Raw genomic sequence first — 16,123 nt, 5'->3', positions numbered from 1 at the left:
ACCAGCGCCCCGCTGAACAGGACGGCGCGGGCAGTCCTACGCATCCGCCGCCCCAAGCAGCCGCCGCAGCCGCAATTCCTCGAGGTCCAACTCCTCGACCAGCCGCGACATCAGCTCCTCCTCCAGCCCATCCTCATCCCGGTGGCGCAGCAGCCGCGCCCGCCCCGCGCGCAGCGCGTACAGCCGGTGTTCCAGCCGCGACGCACGCTCGGCGGCGATGGCCCCCTGATTGATGCCGTCGAGCAGCCGCACCCGGTCGCGATATTCCTGCAGCAGGTCCTGCGCGATGGCACCGGCAAGCACATCCTCGGCGCGGCTTTCCATCTCGCGCAGGGAGGCGTGGGCGACCAGGGTGCGCGCGGCCGCTTCCTCCACCGACATGCTGGCGCGGCGCGGTTCCTCCACGCCCAGCTTGCGGATCACCCATTCCAGCGACGTCCCCTGCACCACCAGCGTCGCGAGGATGGCGCAGAACGACAGGAAGACCAGCAGGTCGCGCTCGGGGAAGGTGACCGGCAATGCGAGGGCCGCGGCCAGCGACACCACGCCGCGCATCCCCGCCCAGGACAGCACGGTGATATGCCCCCAGGGCGGCATCGGGTCATGCCGCCGCACCGAGGGGATCTGCCGCGGCAGCCAGCTTGCCGGAAACAGCCAGACGAAGCGGGAGACGATCAGCACCAGCGACAGCGTGACCGCCAGCAATGCCAGGTGCCAGCCGGGATAGTCGTGCAGCCGGTCCAGGATGCCGTTCAATTGCAGCCCGATCAGGATGAACACCAGGCTGTTCAGCACGAATTCGATGAAGGTCCACACCGCGCGGGATTCGCTGCGTGTGCGGGCGGAGAATCTGTGCTGCGCCCGCCCCAGCACCAGCCCCGTCGTCACCACCGCGATGACGCCCGAAAGGTGCAGGGCCTCTGCCCCCGCGAAGGCGGCGTAGCAGGCGATGAAGGAGGAGGCGGTCTCCAGCAGCGTATCCTGCAGCCGCGCCGCCACCAGGATGACGATCCGCCCGACGACCCAGCCGACCAGCACGCCGCCGAGCGATACGGCGAGGAAGGTTACCCCCGCCTCGGACCACGAGAAGGTCCCGGCCAGCGTCGCCACCACCGCGAAGCGGTAGAGCACCAGCGCGGTGGCGTCGTTGATCAGGCTTTCGCCTTCCAGCACCGTGACGATGCGGCGCGGCAGGCGGAGCTTCTTCAGCACGGCCCCGGCCGCCACCGCATCGGGGGGTGCCACGATGGCGCCGAGCGCGATCGCCGCCGCCCAGGGAAAGCCCGGGATCAGCAGCTTCACGGCCGCCGCGATGCAGAAGGTGGTGAACAGCACGGCACCGACCGCCAGCAGCAGGATCGGCCGGATGCTGGTCTTGAACGCCGCCCAATCGGTGCGGATGGCGCTGACCTGCAGCAACGGCGGCAGGAAGAAGGCCAGGGCGAATTGCGGGTCTAGTTCGACGTCAGGCATGCCGGGGATGAAGGCCAGCGCCATGCCGCCCAGCACCAGAACGACCGGATAGGGCAACTGCGCGCGGCGCGCGACCATTGCGAAGACGACGCAGGCCGCCATGAGCGCCAGCAGGACGTGTAGGATTGCCATTGCGGCGAAACTGCCAAGCCCGGAACGGCCTGGGAAGCGGCACTTGGGATTCGCGCCGGGGCTTCCCATTTTGGGAAGCATGCTCGATGCCCCCCTCCCCGCCTCCGACGACCTGCTGCTCGATGCCTATTCCCGCGCGGTGACCGCCGCCGTGGCCCGCGTCGGGCCGGCGGTGGTGCATGTCGCGGCGCGCCACGCGAAGGGGGGCGGCACCGGGTCGGGGGTGGTGATCTCGCCCGACGGGCTGGTGCTGACCAACGCCCATGTCGTCGCCGGTGCCGAGGCGCTGGAGGCGACGGCGCCGGATGGGCGGCGCTTTGCCGCCCGGCTGCTGGGGCAGGACCGCGCCACCGACATCGCCGTGCTGCGTGCCGAGGCGCAGGGGCCGCTGCCGGCGGCCGAGCTGGGTGACAGCGCCGCGTTGCGCGTGGGCCAGCTGGCGATCGCGATCGGCAATCCGCTTGGCTTCGCCAATACCGTCACCGCCGGCATCGTGAGTGCGACCGGGCGCGCCCTGCCATCGCGCGGCGGCTGGCCGATCGAGGATCTGATCCAGACCGATGCCGCGCTGAACCCCGGCAATTCCGGCGGCGCGCTGGCCGATTCCGCCGGGCGGGTGATCGGCATCGCCACCGCGGTGATCATGGGCGCGCAGGGGCTGTGCTTTGCCGTGGCGGCCGATACGGCGCGGCTCGTGCTGTCGCAGGTGCTGCGCTTCGGGCGGGTGCGGCGCGCCGTGCTGGGCATCGCGGTGGAACGGGTGGCGGTGCCCGGGCGGCTTGCCCGCACCGCCGGGCGCGAGGCGCAGGCTTTCGGCGCGCGGATCATGCGCGTGGTGCCAGGCGGGCCGGCCGCCGTGGCGGGGCTGGCGGAAGGCGATGTGATCCTGGCCATCGACGGCGTGGCGACCACCGGGGCGGATGCACTGCTACGTGCCCTGGACAGCGAGCGCGTCGGCATCCCGGCGGAGATCATCGCGCTGCGTGGTGCGGAGGTGCGCCGCGCCCAGGTGGTGCCGGCGGAACGGGAAGGCGCGTGAGCGGCGCGCCTATTCCTCCTTCTTCCAGCGCCACAGCACGATGATGCCGACCACGCAGACCAGGACGACGGTCGAGAGCATTCCCTGGACCACGCCGAAATTCGGGCTGTCCTGCGCCACGAACAGCGCCGCGAGACTGCCACCCGCCGCCAGCACGATGCGCACCACCAGGTTGATCATGCCGGCTTCGCCTCCCCTTCCAGATGCTCGATGCGCGCCAGCGCCGATTTGAGCAGGCCGATCAGTTCCATCAGCTCGGTTTGGCGCATCAGGTCGATCTTCTCGTGCAGCAGGGCGATCTCCGCCTCGGAGCGGATGTTCACCTGGTAATCGGCCAGCGCGCGTTCGCGGTCCACATCCGACAGGCGATTCTGGCTCATCATGATGATCGGCGCCGTATAGGCCGCCTGGAAGGACAGCAGCAGGTTCAGCAGGATGAAGGGGAACGGGTCCCAGGCGCGGCTGCCGATCAGCGCGTTGCCCGCGATCCAAAGCGCGAGCAACCCGGACTGGATGACGATGAAGCGCCAGGACCCGACGGCGGCGGCGACCGCATCGGCCAGCCGTTCCCCCAGCGCGAGCGGCGGCGGCGGCCCGCTTTTGCGCCGGCGGCGGGCGAGCGCAATGGTGCGGCGGATGTGGCTGGGCCGCTGACTGGCCGGTTGCGACTGGTTGCTGCGCGTCATGCGTGATGTCCTCGGCGGGCCGGGGTGCGTGCTGCCACGGGGTGGCGCCGGCGCTGCCTGTCAGTGACTGGACCGCAGCGTACCGCCATCGACGTGGATCACCTGGCCGGTGATGTAGCGCGCCCGCGGCGAACACAGGAAGGCGACCAGCACGGCGAGGTCGTCGGGTTCGCCGATGTAGCCGACCGGGACCTCCTTCTCGGCCCAGGCGCGGCGGGCTTCCTCGGTGGGCATGACGCGGGTGTCGATCTGTTCCGACCGCAGGCGCCCGGGTGGCACGCAGTTCACGGTGATGCCGTCGCGGCCGAGGGTGCGCGACAGCGCCTTCGACCAGATATGCACCGCCCCGTTCGGCGCATTGGCCGGGTTGATCGAGAAGGGTTCATCCGTACCGGTCAGGCTGACGATGCGGCCCCATTTGTTGGCCTGCATGGTCGGGATCAGCGCATGGGTGATGCGGCGGCCGGCCTGGAAGTTCAGCTCCATCGCTTCCTCCCACACCGCGTCGGTGCCGAGGTCGGTCTGCGGGCGCGACCCGCCGGCGTTGTTCACCAGGATGTCGCAGCGGCCGAAATGGCTCAGCACCGCATCGCGGATGCGCGCGGCGGCGTCGGGCGTGCAGATGTCCTGTTCGATGACCAGCGGCGTGGCGGAAGCCGGCAGGTCGCGTGCCAGGGCTTCAAGCAGCGGGCGGCGGCGGGCGAGGATGGCGAGGCGGCAGCCCTCTGCGGCCAGCATGGTGGCGATGGCCCGGCCGAGGCCGACCGAGGCGCCGGTGACGAGGGCGACCTTGCCGGTGAGGTGAAGATCCATGACGGCCGGGACTCCTGCGAGTGGTTCGGCAGGACGGTCGCATGGGGCGGGCGGCGGCGCGATGGGGCAGGTGCGCGGAGAGGGGCTTTGCCCCCCTCCGGACCTCCCCCCACCAAAGGCTTAAGGCCTTTGGAAACCTCGATTTGGCGCTGGGCACCGAGGGCAGCACCAAGCCCCCGCGGTCCAGGGGGCCGCAGCCCCCTGGCGGGGTGAGGTTTGGAGAGGGGCGGCGCCCCTCTCCAAGTCACCTACGCCGCCGTCACAAAGGCCCGCAGATTCTCCGCTTCCAGCTCCGCTTCCGCGATGCGCGCCTTCACCAGATCCCCGATCGAAACCATCCCGGCGAGCCGGCCGCCTTCCATCACCGGCAGGTGCCGGCAGCGGCGGTCGGTCATCACCGCGAGCCCTTCGGCGATGCTGGTCGCGGGCGTCGCGGTGACGAGGTCCGCGGTCATCAGGTCCCGTGCGGTGCGGGCCAGGGCCAGCGCCCCTTCGCGGGCGACGGCGCGGACGATGTCGCGTTCGCTGATGATGCCGAGAACATGGCCGCTTTGGTCGCGCACCAGCGCGGCGCCGATGCGGTGTTGCGCCAGTGCGCGCGCGACCGAGGTCGCGTCCTCGCCGGGGCCGACGGAGAAGACGTCCTCACCCTTGTGATGCAGGATGTCCCTGATGTTCATGCCCGTTCCCTCCTACGCCGCAGGCCGGGGGGCCCGCGGGACGCGGTCATGGGATGCGCCGGGGGTAGCAGCGAGGCGAGGGGTCCGGCGATCCCTGTCCGCGCAACCAGAAGGCGAGCGTGCCAGCGGCGCACCGCGCGGCGCAAGCAGGAAGTGCGGCGAGTCGCGGATCAGTGAGAGGCGGTGTCCGCTTCCGCCAGCCAGCGCACCGCACGTCGCGCGGCGGCCCGCGCCGCATCCTGCGTCGCATAGGTCTGCGCCGAGAAATACCGCACCGGCGTCCAGGTGCCGCGATCCTCGACATCGCGGCGGAATTCCTCGAATCCGAAGGTGCCGTCGGGGCGGCAAAAGACATCGACGCAGCGATCGGCCTGCGCGTTCTCAAGGCTGGCCAGGACGATCCAGGACGGATCGATCCGTCGCGAAATCAATGCACCGGCACCGTGGCCCCGCCGGCGAGTTGCGTGCGCACCAGCTCGGCGAAGCGGCCATCCATCGAGACGAGTTCGGCGAAAGGCCCGCGTTCGGCGATGCGGCCGCCGTCGAAGACCAGGATCTCATCGGCCTCGCGCACCGTGGACAGGCGATGGGCGATGATGAAGGTGGTACGGCCGGCCATGAGGGCTGACAGCGCCTTTTGCACGCGCGCTTCGGTCGCGGCGTCGAGCGCGGAGGTCGCCTCGTCGAGGATCAGCACGGGCGGGTTCTTGATCAGCGCGCGGGCGATGGCGAGGCGCTGGCGCTGGCCGCCTGACAGATTCGACCCGCGCTCGCCGACGATGGTGTCATAGCCCTGCGGCTGGCGGGTGATGAAGTCATGCGCTTCGGCCTGGCGGCAGGCGGCCTCGATCTCCTCCTGCGTCGCATCGGGGCGGCCGACGAGGAGGTTCTCCCGGATGGTGCGGCTGAACAGCATGGATTCCTGGAACACCACGCCGATGTTCCGGCGCAGCGATTCCAGGCTGATCTGCCGCAGGTCGTGGCCGTCGAGGGTGATGCGACCCTCGGTCGGGTCCCACAACCGTTGCAGCAGCGCCATGGCGGTGGATTTGCCGGCGCCGGTCTGGCCGACCAGGGCGATGGTCTTGCCGGGGGCGGCGCTGAAATCCACTTCGCGCAGGATCATCGGGCCGCCGGGATAGGCGAAGCCGACGCCCTCGAAGGCGACATGGCCCGCGGCACGACCCAGATCGGTGGCGTTGGCGGCTTCCGCCACGGTGGATTGCGCGTCGAGCACGCCGAACAGTTCGACGATGCGCGGGGCGACGAGCACCATGTGGGAGACGAAGCCGACCGCCCCTTCCATCCGCCCGATCAGCAGCGTGGCGAAGCCCATGAAGGAGACGATCTCGCCCACCGTCGCCAGGCCGCGCACATGCAGGACGGTACCATAGACGAAGATGGCGATGATGCAGACGGTCGAGGCCGCGCGCGTCAGCACGGCCACGATCGCCCACCAGTTCAGCACCGGGAACTGGTGGTCGAGGACCTGGCGGATGATGTCGCCGAACATCCGCGCCTCGGAATTGAGGCGCGTGAACGACTGCACGACGACGACGTTGGACAGCGCATCCTGCGCATTGCCGGCGAGACGCGAGTGGAATTCCTCAACCCGCGCCTGCGCATCCTGGGTGCGGCGGATAACCAGGCTGGCGACGACGGCGAAGACCGCCACCAGGATCACCAGCAGCAGGCCAAGCCGCCAGTTCATCACCATGGTCAGCGGCAGCAGCACGATCAGCGAGACGAAGGTGATGATGTGTTCCCGGAAGAAGCCGAGCCACAGGCCGAACAGGTTGTCGGTGCCGACCAGCATCACCTTCATCAGCCGGCCCGACTGGGTGTCGCCGTGGAAGGACAGCGGCAGGGCGAGCACATGCTGGAAGTAGTCATGCATGACACGCAGGCGATTGCGATGCGCCATGCGGTCGGCGAACAGACCCACGGCGACACTGGCGCCGATGCCGGCCAGACCGACGATGCCCCAGATCACCAGCAGTTGCGTCGCTTCCTGCCACAGCATTCCGGGCGCCATCCGTTCCGACCGCGCGAGCAGGTCCACCACCCGGCCGAACAGCACGGGTTCGAGGAATTGCAGACCCGCCAGCGCCAGCGCCGCGACGCCCAGGCCCCACGCCATCGGGCGATCGGTGCCGAGCAGCCACAACACGCGACCGTATAGTTTCAGGAACCCCATGCGGTCGCGCCCCCCTCAGCGCTTCGACCCGATCGGGCGAGGGTAATGCCTTTTCGTCCCCGGCGGTATCTGGCCGTGGCCGGAAAGGTTGATCTGAGTGTCGTGGCGGGCCAGTTTCCCGCATCAGAACAAGGTGCCCCACACATGCGGGTGCCGGGAGGAGTTCAAGGAATGATCGACCGCCGCGCCCTGCTGGGCGGGATTGCCCTCGCACCGCTCGCTCGCCCCGCCTTCGCCCAGGCCTGGCCGACCAAGCCCATCCGGCTCGTGGTCGGCTTCCCGCCGGGCGGCACCACCGACCTTGCCGCGCGGGTGATGCTCGAACCGCTGACGACGCGGCTGGGGCAGCCGGTGGTGGTGGAGAACCGGCCCGGCGGTTCCGGCGGCAATGTCGGTGCCGATGTCGTGGCGAAGGCGGAACCGGATGGCTACACGCTGCTGATGCAGACGGTGTCCTCGGGTGCCATCAATTTCGGCCTGTATGGCGCGCGCATGCCGCACAGGCCGGAGGACCTCGCCGGCGTCGCGCTGGTGGTGAAGGTGCCCAACGCGATCTTCGTCAACAACGACCTGCCGGTCCGCACGCTGGGCGAACTGGTCGACCTCGCGAAGCGGGAACCGGGCAAGCTGAACTACGGGTCGTCGGGCGTCGGCACGTCATTGCACATGACAGGTGAACTGCTGAAGCAGGCGGCGGGGATTGACCTGACCCATGTGCCGTTCCGCGGTGCGGGGCCGATGCTGCAGGAGATCATTGCCGGGCGTGTGGAGGTTGGCGTGGACAACCTGCCATCCGTCATCGGCCATCTGCGCGACGGGCGGCTGCGCCCGCTGGCGATGACCACGGCCTCGCGATCCCCCGCGCTGCCCGATGTGCCGACCACGGCCGAGGCCGGCTTTCCCGCGGTGGAGGCGACGGCCTGGTTCGGCATCTGTGCCCCTGCGCGCACGCCGCGGCCGGTGGTCGATCGCGTGGCACAGGCGGTGAATGCATCGCTGGCCGATCCGGCGGTGTGGCAGCGGATGGCCGATCTCGGCGGCATGAAGCCGGACCTGACGCCGGACGGGCTGTCCACCCCAGCCACCTTCGACACCTTCATCCGCGCCGAGATCGTCAAATGGGGCGAGGTGGTCCGGCGCGGCAACATCACGGTGGACTGAGGTCGCAGGCGCGGGGCCGCGTGGCGCCGCGCCGTTCCGCGACTCAGCCCGGTCGCGTCGCCGCGTAGAGCACCGCCGGGCTCGGGATGGTCACGCCGTCCGGCCCGGCATGCCGCGCGGCACCCGCCAGCACCTCCGTGCGGATGCGCGCCTGCACCTCGGGCGCCTGCCGCTCGAAGATCATCCAGCCGCGCACGGCGCCCTTCTCGAACCACGCCCAGGCATCCTCGGCGTCGTCACCGCGGAAGGCGATCGGCAGCGTTTCATGCGCCACGCCGTGGAAGCCCGCGGTGCGCAGCATCGCCGTGGCCGCGGCGCGGTCGGCCAGCAGGTAGAAGGGCGGCGCCGCCGGGATAGGCAGGCTCATATCCCCATGCGCCATCAGCGCTTTCATCATCAGGTTCATGAAATCCCCGCCCGCCGGGCCGTCCCAGACAGTAAAGGCGTAGCGGCCGCCGGGGCGCAGGACGCGATGCGCCTCCGCCATGGCGCGCGCGGGGTCGGGCAGGTGCAGCAGACCGAAGCCACAGACCACGGCATCGACGCTGCCATCCGGCAGGTCGAGCGCCTCCGCATCCCCCAGGCGGAACCGCGCCCGCGGCGCCCGGGCCTGCGCCAGCGCGACCATGGCCGTGGCAATGTCCAGGCCGGCCACATCGGCGCCGCGCGCGGCGGCCGCCTCCGCCACGTAGCCCGGCCCGCAGCAGACATCGAGAAGTCGCGTGCCGGACCCGGCGGATACGGCATCCAGAAGGCTCTGCACTGTCGGACGCGTCAGCGTCCCGACGAAGCGATCGTAGTGCCCGGCCTTGCGGTGCCACCCCTCGCGCTCGACATCCTTGAGGCCGAGACCAGGTGTGGTGCTCATCAACCTACGCCTCCAACGCCCGAGATCGCGACTTGGCATCCACGCGACGGGCACGGGAACCCTGCCCGCTACACACAGCCGCATCGCTGGCGGACCGGGCTCGGCGCGCCCGGGTCTCGCAGCAGCGGAGCTTAGGAAGCGCGGGCGCCGCCGGCACAGCGAAAACCTTGGCGTCGCATGCCCTTGCCTGGGATTTGCACACGCATCGTCACTCTGCGCGACGGCGGGCAGGCATGGACCGACCGGCACTCGCCGCCTAGGCTGCGCGCAAACGGGGCCGCAGGTCCCGGCCCGGGACGGAAGGAAACGCCATGACGCTCGACCGCCGCGCGCTGCTCGCGACGCCCCTGCTGACGCTGGCGCGCCCGGCCTTCGCGCAAGCCTTCCCGTCGCGCCCCATCCGCATCGTCATTCCCTTCACCCCCGCCGGCACCACCGACCTGGTCGGGCGCATGACCGCCGAGATGCTGGGCCGGCGGCTCAACCACCAGGTGGTGGTGGACAACCGGCCGGGCGCTTCGGGCAATGTCGGGGCGGAATACGTCGCGCGTGGGGAAGCCGATGGCCACACGCTGCTGCTGACCACGATCGGCACCGGGGCGATCAACTTCGCCGTGTTCCGCGACCGCATGCCCTACAAGCCCGAGGATCTCGCCGCCGTCGGGCTGATGACGCGCGTGCCCAATGTGCTGATGGCGGCGAACAACACCACGATCCGTTCGGTCGCCGATTTGGTGCGGGAGGCACGCGCCCGGCCGGGTGCGATCAACTACGGCACCGCGGGCATCGCCACATCGCCGCATGTGGTGGTCGAGCAGTTGCGCCTCGCCACCAACATCGAGCTGACCCATGTGCCCTATCGCGGATCGGCGCCGATGCTGACCGAGATGGTGGCCGAGCGGATCGAGGTGGGGATGGACAACATCCCTTCCGCGCTGACCTTCATCCGCGACGGGAAGATCCGCGCGATCGCGACGACGGGCGCGCAACGCAATGCGTCGCTGCCCGATGTGCCGACGGTGGCGGAGCAGGGGTTGCCCGGCTTCGAGGCGACCGCCTGGTTCGGCGTGCTGGCCCCGGCCGCGACACCCGCGCCGATCGTCCAGCGCCTGGGGGCGGAACTCAATGCCATCGCGCTCGACCCGGCCTTCCGCCAGCGCATGGCGGCGCTGGGCGCCGACCCGCCGGCGCTGACCCCCGATGGCGGCACCAGCCCCGAGACCTTCGCCGCCTTCCTGCGTGCCGAGGTCGCCAAATGGGCCGATGTGGTGAACCGCGCTAATATCCGGGTGGAGTAGGTTGCCGGCCTCGGCGGCACCCTGGCCGCGACGAAGCCGGGTGTGACCGCCGCCATGCCAATGCAGGGAGGGAGGTCGCCGCCGCGGTCGCCTGGCGACCAGCGGACGCGCTGATGCCCAGGCGTTGCGTCGCGGCCGATCGTCGCGCTGTGCTGGCCGCGCCGGGATGGCGGTGCGCACCCATCGCGCTGCGGGTCAGTGCCCCCAGGCGCCGGCGCTGCGTCTCCCGCGCGGCAGGTCTACCTGTCGTTCCGAGATGGTCCGTGTTCCGGTCCGCTGACGCAGGCCGATCCGAAGTCTTGCTTGAGCCAGCACACTCGCGCTTCGGACGGATCCGGCTCAGCCAAGATCTGCTCGCATCAGGCCGCGACGATATACACCGCCACGCCGACCAGGATGCCCCATAGGGGCAGTGAGAGCAGGACCGCCACCACGAAGCCCGTGGCCGGAGCATCGTCCCTCACGCCTTCGAGTGTGATGATGTCGGCCGGAAGCGTGCCCGCGACCATCGGGGGTGCCGCTTCGCGCGTGGCGGCTTCGGTACGCCGCAGGCGGTCCATCGGCTCGGTTGTGTCAACCGGTGCGGTTTCTCTCCAGGCAAGCGCAACCATCGGTGCCCCCTGCTTCCCCGCGCCCGGGATGTTTCAGGCGCGATGCCACGCTGAAGTGCAGGCCGCGGATTGGTGGGCGTAGCAGGAAAGCTGGCCGAGCCATTTCGCGTCTTGCGTGTAACGAGCGTATCGAGGGCGCGAAAACGAAACAACCAAAAAATAAACCAGTACCGTAATTTGAACTGGATTGTTTTTTGATATTTTTTTGACTTTTTTAAGATTCGTCCCCTCGTCTTGCGCCCATGCCGGCCGGCCGAGCGAGGCCGCGAGCGTCGTCACCGCACGCGACAGATCGCGCCTGCCACGGCATAAATCGAGGCCAGACGTATGGCAGCCGGGATTCGGCAGCGGCGTCGCGCAGAGGCGACCAACGCCCCGCAACAGGAGGACGCCCACATGCTTCTCGCCCGCCGCACCCTGATGGGCGGCCTCGCCGCCCTGCCCCTGCCCGCCCTGGCACAGGAGGCAGCCTATCCGTCGCGGCCCGTGCGCATGATCGTGAACTTCCCGCCCGGCGGCACGACGGACATCGCGGCACGCATCTATGCCGAAAGGCTGCAGGCGCGGCTCGGCCAGCCGGTTCCGGTGGAAAACCGCGGCGGCGCCACGGGGAACATCGGCAGCGAGGCGGTCGCGCGCGCCACGCCCGATGGCTACACGGTGCTGAGCACGGCCGTCTCCCCCGCCGCGATCAACTATGCGCTGTTCGGCGCGCGCATGCCCTACAGGCCGGAGGATCTTGCGGCGGTCGGGCTCTACCTGCGCGTGCCCAACGTCATCATGGTGCATCCCTCCCAGCCCATCCGCACGATCCAGGAACTGGTCGCGGCGGCAAGGGCGCAGCCCGGCGCATTCAACTACGGCAGCGCGGGCAGTGGCGGGTCGCCGCACATGGCGATGGAGATGTTCATGCTGCGCACCGGCACGCGCATGACGCACGTCCCCTTCCGCGGCGCCGGGCCGATGCTGATCGAGGCGGTGGCCGGGCGGCTCGAAGCCTCGGTGGACAACATCCCATCCTGCATCGGGCACATCCGCGACGGGCGGCTTCGCGCGCTGGCGGTCACCGGCCATGTGCGCTCCTCCGTGCTGCCGGACGTGCCGACGCTGGCCGAGACGGTGGTGCCGGGCTTCGAGGCGACCGCCTGGTTCGGCATGCAGGCCCCGGCGCGGACGCCGCGCGCGGCGATCGACCGGCTGGGGGCGGAGATCGACGCCATCAGCAAGGAACCGATGACGCGCTCGAAGCTCGCCGAGCTCGGTGCCGAGCTGCCGAACCTGACGGCCGATGGCGGCACCTCGCCCGCCACCTTCGAGGCCTTCATCACGGCCGAGATCGCAAAATGGGCCGAGGTGGTGCGGGCTTCCGGGGCGACGCTGGAATGACCGCATGAAACGCACCTTCTACGGCTGGGCCACGCCCAATTCGAACCGCGTCACCGTGATGCTCGAGGAATGCGGCCTCGACTACGCCGTGCAGGGGGTGAACATCCGCCGGCGGGAACAGTTCGCGCCTGAGATCCTGGCGCTGAACCCCTATGGCAAGGTGCCGATCCTGGTGGAGGATGCGCAGGACGGCACGGTGCCGCTGGTGCTGTTCGAGAGCGGGGCGATCCTGCTGCACCTGGCGGAGACGCAGGGCGTGCTGCTGCCGCACGAACCCCGGGAACGCGCCGAGGCGATGGCCTGGCTGATGGTGGCGCTGACATCCCTGGGTCCCTACACGGGCCAGGCGCATCACTGGACGGAACTGGCGCCGGTGAAGCCGGACGCGGCGCGGGCCTACAGCCTGGCGCTGGTGGATCGCGTCTATCGGCTGCTCGATGGGCGGCTGGCGCAGGCGGCCTTCCTGGGCGGCGATGCCTACTCGATCGCCGATGTCGCGGCCTATCCGTGGGTGGCGCGTGCCGGTTGGGCGGAGCGGCGCATCGAGGACACGCCGAACCTCGCGCGCTGGTTCGCCGAGGTCGGCGCTCGCCCTGCCGTACAGCGTGGCATGGCGCAGCCGGAAGGCGCGGTGCTGGCCTGACTCAGCGTGTCTCCAGCGGCGCACCGGGCGGGCCGAACAGCATGCGCGCCTTCGCCCGCCACCCCTGCGCGCGACGGGCATCGCGCAGCATGGCCCGCCATTCGTGGAAGGCGATGGTCACCGGATTGGTGCTGACCAGCGGCGTCGTCAGGCCGTAGCGGCAGGGTTCTTCCGCCGCCTCCGCCGCATAGGTGCCGAACAGCCGGTCGAACACCACCAGCACGCCGCCGAAATTGCGGTCGAGGTAGCGCTCATTGCTCGCATGGTGGACGCGGTGGTTGGACGGCGTGTTGAGCACGTATTCCAGCCAGCCAAGGCGTGGCACCGTCTCGGTATGGATCCAGAACTGGTACAGCAGGTTCAGCGCCAGCGCACCGAACACGCCGATCGGATGGAAGCCCAGCAGCGGCAGCACCAGGAAGGGCAGGAAGCCGCCGCTGATCTCGGACGTCCAGCCGAGCCGCACCGCGGTCAGGAAGGTCAGATGGTTCGGCGAGTGATGCACCGCATGCGTCGCCCAGAACCAGCGCACGCGATGATGCAGCCGGTGATGCCAGTAATAGACGAATTCCACCGCCAGCAGCAGCAGGGCCAGCCCCCACGCCGTATCGAGCGGCACCGTCCAGGGGCGGACCTGCCATACCGCCATGAACAGCGCGAGCACGATGCCGCCCGCCAGGATCCGCTTCACCGCCTGGCCGATGGCCACGCCGATCGAGGCGAAGCCCTCCCCCCACGGATAGGCCGACCCGCGCAGGCGGCGCCAGAACAGAGCCTCGAGCAGGCCGATCGCCACCAGCGCCGGCAGGGCCATCAGCAGGATGTGCTGCGTCATGCGACATCTCCATCGGCGGCCGCGCGGATTGCACGGCGTCGCCACCGCTCCAATATCTGAGGGATGCTCGGTTTCAATCCACTCGCTTCCGGGCTGCCGGGGGGCTACATGGCGAAACAGTCCAAGCCGTTGATGGCGCTGCGCAAATCACCGACGCAGGCGCGCGCCCAGGCGACGGTGGACACCATCCTCGAAGCGAGTGCTCAGATTCTGCAGAAGGAAGGCGAGGCGGCGCTGACCACCAACCGCGTCGCCGCCCATGCCGGGTTTTCGATCGGCACGCTCTACCAGTACTTCCCGAACCGCGAGGCCATCCTCGGCGCCATGGCGATGCGCGAGCAGGCGCATGTCCTGGCGAAGCTGGAGGCAGTCTTCGCACGGCTCGACCCCGCCGATCCCGAACCCACGGTGCGAGAGGCAGTCGCGGCGCTGCTCGGCGCCTTCCGCGGGCGACACGGGGTGCGCCGCGCGATCATCCTCGGCGTGATGCGACGCATGCCCGACGACCCGCGCGCGTCGGCCGGCGTGGCGGAGCCGCTGCTGGCCGCGCTCGAGACGCGCTGCGCGGGACATTTCGTGCCACTGGGACAGGCCGGGCGCTTCGTGCTGCTGCGCGCGATCACCGGCGCCGTGCGGGCGGCGGCGATCGAACGCAGCCCCCTGCTCGGCACGCCCGCCTTTGAGGACGCGCTGGTGCGGCTGGTGATGGGGATGCTGCGGGCGGGAGGATGACGCGGCGAGCCGGCCGGAGGAGCGGAGGGGCGCTGTCCACGCCAGACCGTGGCCCGGCGACCGCGTGCAGGGGACGCCGTCCGTCCGGTTGCGCCGCCGTCAGATCCAGGCCCGCGGCACATGCCGCCACGGCAGCGCGGCGAGATCGAGTGCCGCCGGCCCCGGCGCATCGCATTCGACGATGGCGACGCAGCGATCCTTGAACGCCGCGCGGAAATGGTTCTTGCCCTTGTTGGCGAGCAGCCGCGTCGCCTGAAGGTCGATGCCATGCAGCGCGAAGAAGCCCGGATCCACCGCTGATTCCTTCAGCGTCGTGCAGATGATGCGCAGGTTGCCGACGCGCAGCACGCAACTCGGCCCGAGATCGACCGGCGCGCCGCGTTCCATCGGGCCTTCATTGATGAAGCGCCCATCGGTCAGGCGTTCGACGACGACCTCGGTGATGACGGGCCGGCCGAACTGTTCGGTGACCGTGGCCCCCAGGTGGCGCGTCAGCATCGCGCCGATGCCGGCCTCCTGCGCCGCGGCGACCGAGGCGGGGTCGTGCAGGAACGCGAAGACCGCCGGCACGTCGAGTTGCGCGGCGACCAGCGTGCGCAGCATCTCGGGCGTGTCGGCGATGCCACCCGACAGCGGGTTGTCCGCCGGGTCGAGCAGTGCGACGAGGCCCGGCGGCGCGGCCAGCGCCTGCGCCAACGCGGTGGCCGGACCGGGCAGCGTGACGGCGAAGCGCGCGCGGCGGGCGGCGATGGAGTCGGCGAGGCGTTCGGCGAGGTCGCGTGCCGCGCCGGCATCCTCCGCCCAGACCATGCCCGATGGACCGGCATGCGGGCTGTCGCCCCAGGCGAAGCCGCCGAAGATGCTGGCATCGAGGATCGGGGCCTGCTCCGCCGCCAATGCCTCGGCCCAGACTTCGGCCATGGGTCCGGCCTCATGGCGCATGTGGAAGCTGTGCAGCACCATCGGGCGCTTGGCGATGTGGCCGAACGCGCGCGGCGCACCGGACAGGCGGCGTTCCAGTTGCCGCAGCGCGCGCGTCGCCGCGGCATCCATGTCGACATGCGGATAGGTGCGGTAGGCCGAGGCGCCGTCGAGCCATCCGGTGATCTCGGGCGCCATGTTCGCGTGGAAGTCGAAGGATGCGGTGATCGGCACGTCGCGCCCGACGATGGCGCGGATGCGGGCGATGGTGGTGGCATCCGCCTCGGGGTCGGATTCGGTGACGCAGGCGCCGTGCAGGGACAGGTAGATGCCATCGAAGCGCTGCGCCCGGAGCGCGGCCTCCACCTCGTCGCGCCAGGCGCGCATCGCTTCGTCGGCCATGGGTCCGCCGGGCTGGGCCGCGATGCAGGTCAGGATGGTGGCCTGCCAATCGGGCCGCGCCGCGAGGAACGCCTGCAGCGCGCCGAGTTCCGTCGCCGTCCCGGCGTAGCGCGCGAGGTGATGCGCGCCGCTGCCCCATTCGCGGCTTTCGAAGGCGCTGCGCGGCGTGGGCACGGGGGTGAAGGAATTCCCTTCGAACCATAGGCGGGCAACGGCGATGTGCGGCATGGCGGGATGCTAGAGCGT

The 16,123-nt window shown here is 70.2% G+C and carries 18 protein-coding genes; 6 read left to right on the top strand and 12 right to left on the bottom strand.

The features are described from left to right. Positions 1-36: 36 nt before the first annotated feature. On the bottom strand, positions 37-1,605 hold the full coding sequence (locus AAFN86_RS18965; protein WP_347545059.1) for a Na+/H+ antiporter: 1,569 nt from the start codon (positions 1,603-1,605) through the stop codon (positions 37-39). Between the two features lie 79 nt (positions 1,606-1,684). On the opposite strand from AAFN86_RS18965, the gene AAFN86_RS18960 reads away from it, so the two are divergent. Continuing rightward, positions 1,685-2,644 carry a trypsin-like peptidase domain-containing protein gene (locus AAFN86_RS18960; protein ID WP_347545057.1) on the top strand — a complete coding sequence of 320 codons (960 nt, stop codon included), beginning with the start codon at positions 1,685-1,687 and terminating at the stop codon, positions 2,642-2,644. A 9-nt stretch (positions 2,645-2,653) separates the two neighbouring features. Here the strand turns inward: AAFN86_RS18960 and AAFN86_RS18955 are convergent, their stop codons facing one another. From AAFN86_RS18955 to AAFN86_RS18930, 6 genes are all read right to left on the bottom strand, one after another. Continuing rightward, the gene (locus AAFN86_RS18955) at positions 2,654-2,824 is read right to left on the bottom strand and encodes a hypothetical protein (RefSeq protein WP_347545056.1); all 171 of its coding nucleotides are present in this window, start codon (positions 2,822-2,824) and stop codon (positions 2,654-2,656) included. Then, positions 2,821-3,330, bottom strand: coding sequence for a DUF1003 domain-containing protein (locus tag AAFN86_RS18950; protein WP_347545054.1), 510 nt, complete (start codon positions 3,328-3,330; stop codon positions 2,821-2,823). Before AAFN86_RS18950 ends, AAFN86_RS18955 begins: the two co-directional genes overlap by 4 nt. Before the next feature lie 60 nt (positions 3,331-3,390). Then, positions 3,391-4,143, bottom strand: coding sequence for an SDR family oxidoreductase (locus AAFN86_RS18945; RefSeq protein ID WP_347545053.1), 753 nt, complete (start codon positions 4,141-4,143; stop codon positions 3,391-3,393). Positions 4,144-4,391: 248 nt separating this feature from the next. Next, positions 4,392-4,823, bottom strand: a complete 432-nt coding sequence (locus tag AAFN86_RS18940; protein ID WP_347545051.1) for a CBS domain-containing protein — start codon at positions 4,821-4,823, stop codon at positions 4,392-4,394. Between the two features lie 170 nt (positions 4,824-4,993). After that, positions 4,994-5,254: a hypothetical protein gene (locus AAFN86_RS18935; protein WP_347545050.1), complete on the bottom strand. Its 261-nt coding sequence runs from the start codon at positions 5,252-5,254 to the stop codon at positions 4,994-4,996. After that, positions 5,251-7,020, bottom strand: coding sequence for a glucan ABC transporter ATP-binding protein/ permease (locus tag AAFN86_RS18930; protein WP_347545049.1), 1,770 nt, complete (start codon positions 7,018-7,020; stop codon positions 5,251-5,253). The genes AAFN86_RS18935 and AAFN86_RS18930 overlap by 4 nt, the downstream gene beginning before the upstream one ends. 171 nt (positions 7,021-7,191) lie before the next feature. On the opposite strand from AAFN86_RS18930, the gene AAFN86_RS18925 reads away from it, so the two are divergent. Further along, complete coding sequence (locus tag AAFN86_RS18925) at positions 7,192-8,181, top strand: tripartite tricarboxylate transporter substrate binding protein (RefSeq protein WP_347545048.1); 990 nt, start codon at positions 7,192-7,194, stop codon at positions 8,179-8,181. Between the two features lie 43 nt (positions 8,182-8,224). Here the strand turns inward: AAFN86_RS18925 and AAFN86_RS18920 are convergent, their stop codons facing one another. Then, the gene (locus tag AAFN86_RS18920; RefSeq protein ID WP_347545046.1) at positions 8,225-9,049 is read right to left on the bottom strand and encodes a class I SAM-dependent methyltransferase; all 825 of its coding nucleotides are present in this window, start codon (positions 9,047-9,049) and stop codon (positions 8,225-8,227) included. A 311-nt stretch (positions 9,050-9,360) separates the two neighbouring features. On the opposite strand from AAFN86_RS18920, the gene AAFN86_RS18915 reads away from it, so the two are divergent. Further along, on the top strand, positions 9,361-10,347 hold the full coding sequence (locus AAFN86_RS18915) for a tripartite tricarboxylate transporter substrate binding protein (RefSeq protein ID WP_347545045.1): 987 nt from the start codon (positions 9,361-9,363) through the stop codon (positions 10,345-10,347). A 359-nt stretch (positions 10,348-10,706) separates the two neighbouring features. Here the strand turns inward: AAFN86_RS18915 and AAFN86_RS18910 are convergent, their stop codons facing one another. Both AAFN86_RS18910 and AAFN86_RS18905 read right to left on the bottom strand, forming a co-directional pair. Continuing rightward, positions 10,707-10,958: a hypothetical protein gene (locus AAFN86_RS18910; protein WP_347545043.1), complete on the bottom strand. Its 252-nt coding sequence runs from the start codon at positions 10,956-10,958 to the stop codon at positions 10,707-10,709. Positions 10,959-10,991: 33 nt separating this feature from the next. Beyond that, the gene (locus AAFN86_RS18905) at positions 10,992-11,354 is read right to left on the bottom strand and encodes a hypothetical protein (protein WP_347545041.1); all 363 of its coding nucleotides are present in this window, start codon (positions 11,352-11,354) and stop codon (positions 10,992-10,994) included. Between AAFN86_RS18905 and AAFN86_RS18900 the strand changes: the two genes are divergently transcribed. Both AAFN86_RS18900 and AAFN86_RS18895 read left to right on the top strand, forming a co-directional pair. Further along, positions 11,355-12,344, top strand: coding sequence for a tripartite tricarboxylate transporter substrate binding protein (locus tag AAFN86_RS18900; protein ID WP_347545039.1), 990 nt, complete (start codon positions 11,355-11,357; stop codon positions 12,342-12,344). A 4-nt stretch (positions 12,345-12,348) separates the two neighbouring features. Further along, positions 12,349-12,987, top strand: coding sequence for a glutathione S-transferase N-terminal domain-containing protein (locus tag AAFN86_RS18895; RefSeq protein ID WP_347545037.1), 639 nt, complete (start codon positions 12,349-12,351; stop codon positions 12,985-12,987). 1 nt (position 12,988) lies between these two features. On the opposite strand, the gene AAFN86_RS18890 is transcribed toward AAFN86_RS18895, so the two are convergent. Then, entirely contained in the window at positions 12,989-13,822 is an 834-nt protein-coding gene (locus tag AAFN86_RS18890; protein WP_347545036.1) for a sterol desaturase family protein, read from the bottom strand. Positions 13,823-13,930: 108 nt separating this feature from the next. On the opposite strand from AAFN86_RS18890, the gene AAFN86_RS18885 reads away from it, so the two are divergent. Next, on the top strand, positions 13,931-14,554 hold the full coding sequence (locus AAFN86_RS18885) for a TetR/AcrR family transcriptional regulator (protein ID WP_347545035.1): 624 nt from the start codon (positions 13,931-13,933) through the stop codon (positions 14,552-14,554). A gap of 99 nt (positions 14,555-14,653) precedes the next feature. Here AAFN86_RS18885 and AAFN86_RS18880 read toward each other — a convergent pair whose 3' ends face one another. Continuing rightward, on the bottom strand, positions 14,654-16,105 hold the full coding sequence (locus AAFN86_RS18880; protein WP_347545033.1) for a M81 family metallopeptidase: 1,452 nt from the start codon (positions 16,103-16,105) through the stop codon (positions 14,654-14,656). Positions 16,106-16,123 lie beyond the last annotated feature (18 nt).

Source organism: Roseomonas sp. CAU 1739 (assembly GCF_039839775.1).
Classification (GTDB): Bacteria; Pseudomonadota; Alphaproteobacteria; order Acetobacterales; family Acetobacteraceae; genus Neoroseomonas.
The sequence above is the reverse complement of the archived record's forward strand: the minus strand, read 5'-3'. Positions and strand labels throughout refer to the sequence as shown.

What these genes read in the sequence shown, in the direction of transcription:
- AAFN86_RS18920 (WP_347545046.1), bottom strand. Translation starts at nt 9,049, where the DNA reads ATGAGCACCACACCTGGTCTCGGCCTCAAGGATGTCGAGCGCGAGGGG.
- AAFN86_RS18950 (WP_347545054.1), bottom strand. Translation starts at nt 3,330, where the DNA reads ATGACGCGCAGCAACCAGTCGCAACCGGCCAGTCAGCGGCCCAGCCAC.
- AAFN86_RS18880 (WP_347545033.1), bottom strand. Translation starts at nt 16,105, where the DNA reads ATGCCGCACATCGCCGTTGCCCGCCTATGGTTCGAAGGGAATTCCTTC.
- AAFN86_RS18945 (WP_347545053.1), bottom strand. Translation starts at nt 4,143, where the DNA reads ATGGATCTTCACCTCACCGGCAAGGTCGCCCTCGTCACCGGCGCCTCG.
- AAFN86_RS18940 (WP_347545051.1), bottom strand. Translation starts at nt 4,823, where the DNA reads ATGAACATCAGGGACATCCTGCATCACAAGGGTGAGGACGTCTTCTCC.
- AAFN86_RS18885 (WP_347545035.1), top strand. Translation starts at nt 13,931, where the DNA reads ATGGCGAAACAGTCCAAGCCGTTGATGGCGCTGCGCAAATCACCGACG.
- AAFN86_RS18960 (WP_347545057.1), top strand. Translation starts at nt 1,685, where the DNA reads ATGCTCGATGCCCCCCTCCCCGCCTCCGACGACCTGCTGCTCGATGCC.
- AAFN86_RS18910 (WP_347545043.1), bottom strand. Translation starts at nt 10,958, where the DNA reads ATGGTTGCGCTTGCCTGGAGAGAAACCGCACCGGTTGACACAACCGAG.
- AAFN86_RS18895 (WP_347545037.1), top strand. Translation starts at nt 12,349, where the DNA reads ATGAAACGCACCTTCTACGGCTGGGCCACGCCCAATTCGAACCGCGTC.
- AAFN86_RS18900 (WP_347545039.1), top strand. Translation starts at nt 11,355, where the DNA reads ATGCTTCTCGCCCGCCGCACCCTGATGGGCGGCCTCGCCGCCCTGCCC.
- AAFN86_RS18930 (WP_347545049.1), bottom strand. Translation starts at nt 7,020, where the DNA reads ATGGGGTTCCTGAAACTATACGGTCGCGTGTTGTGGCTGCTCGGCACC.
- AAFN86_RS18915 (WP_347545045.1), top strand. Translation starts at nt 9,361, where the DNA reads ATGACGCTCGACCGCCGCGCGCTGCTCGCGACGCCCCTGCTGACGCTG.
- AAFN86_RS18965 (WP_347545059.1), bottom strand. Translation starts at nt 1,605, where the DNA reads ATGGCAATCCTACACGTCCTGCTGGCGCTCATGGCGGCCTGCGTCGTC.
- AAFN86_RS18955 (WP_347545056.1), bottom strand. Translation starts at nt 2,824, where the DNA reads ATGATCAACCTGGTGGTGCGCATCGTGCTGGCGGCGGGTGGCAGTCTC.
- AAFN86_RS18890 (WP_347545036.1), bottom strand. Translation starts at nt 13,822, where the DNA reads ATGACGCAGCACATCCTGCTGATGGCCCTGCCGGCGCTGGTGGCGATC.
- AAFN86_RS18925 (WP_347545048.1), top strand. Translation starts at nt 7,192, where the DNA reads ATGATCGACCGCCGCGCCCTGCTGGGCGGGATTGCCCTCGCACCGCTC.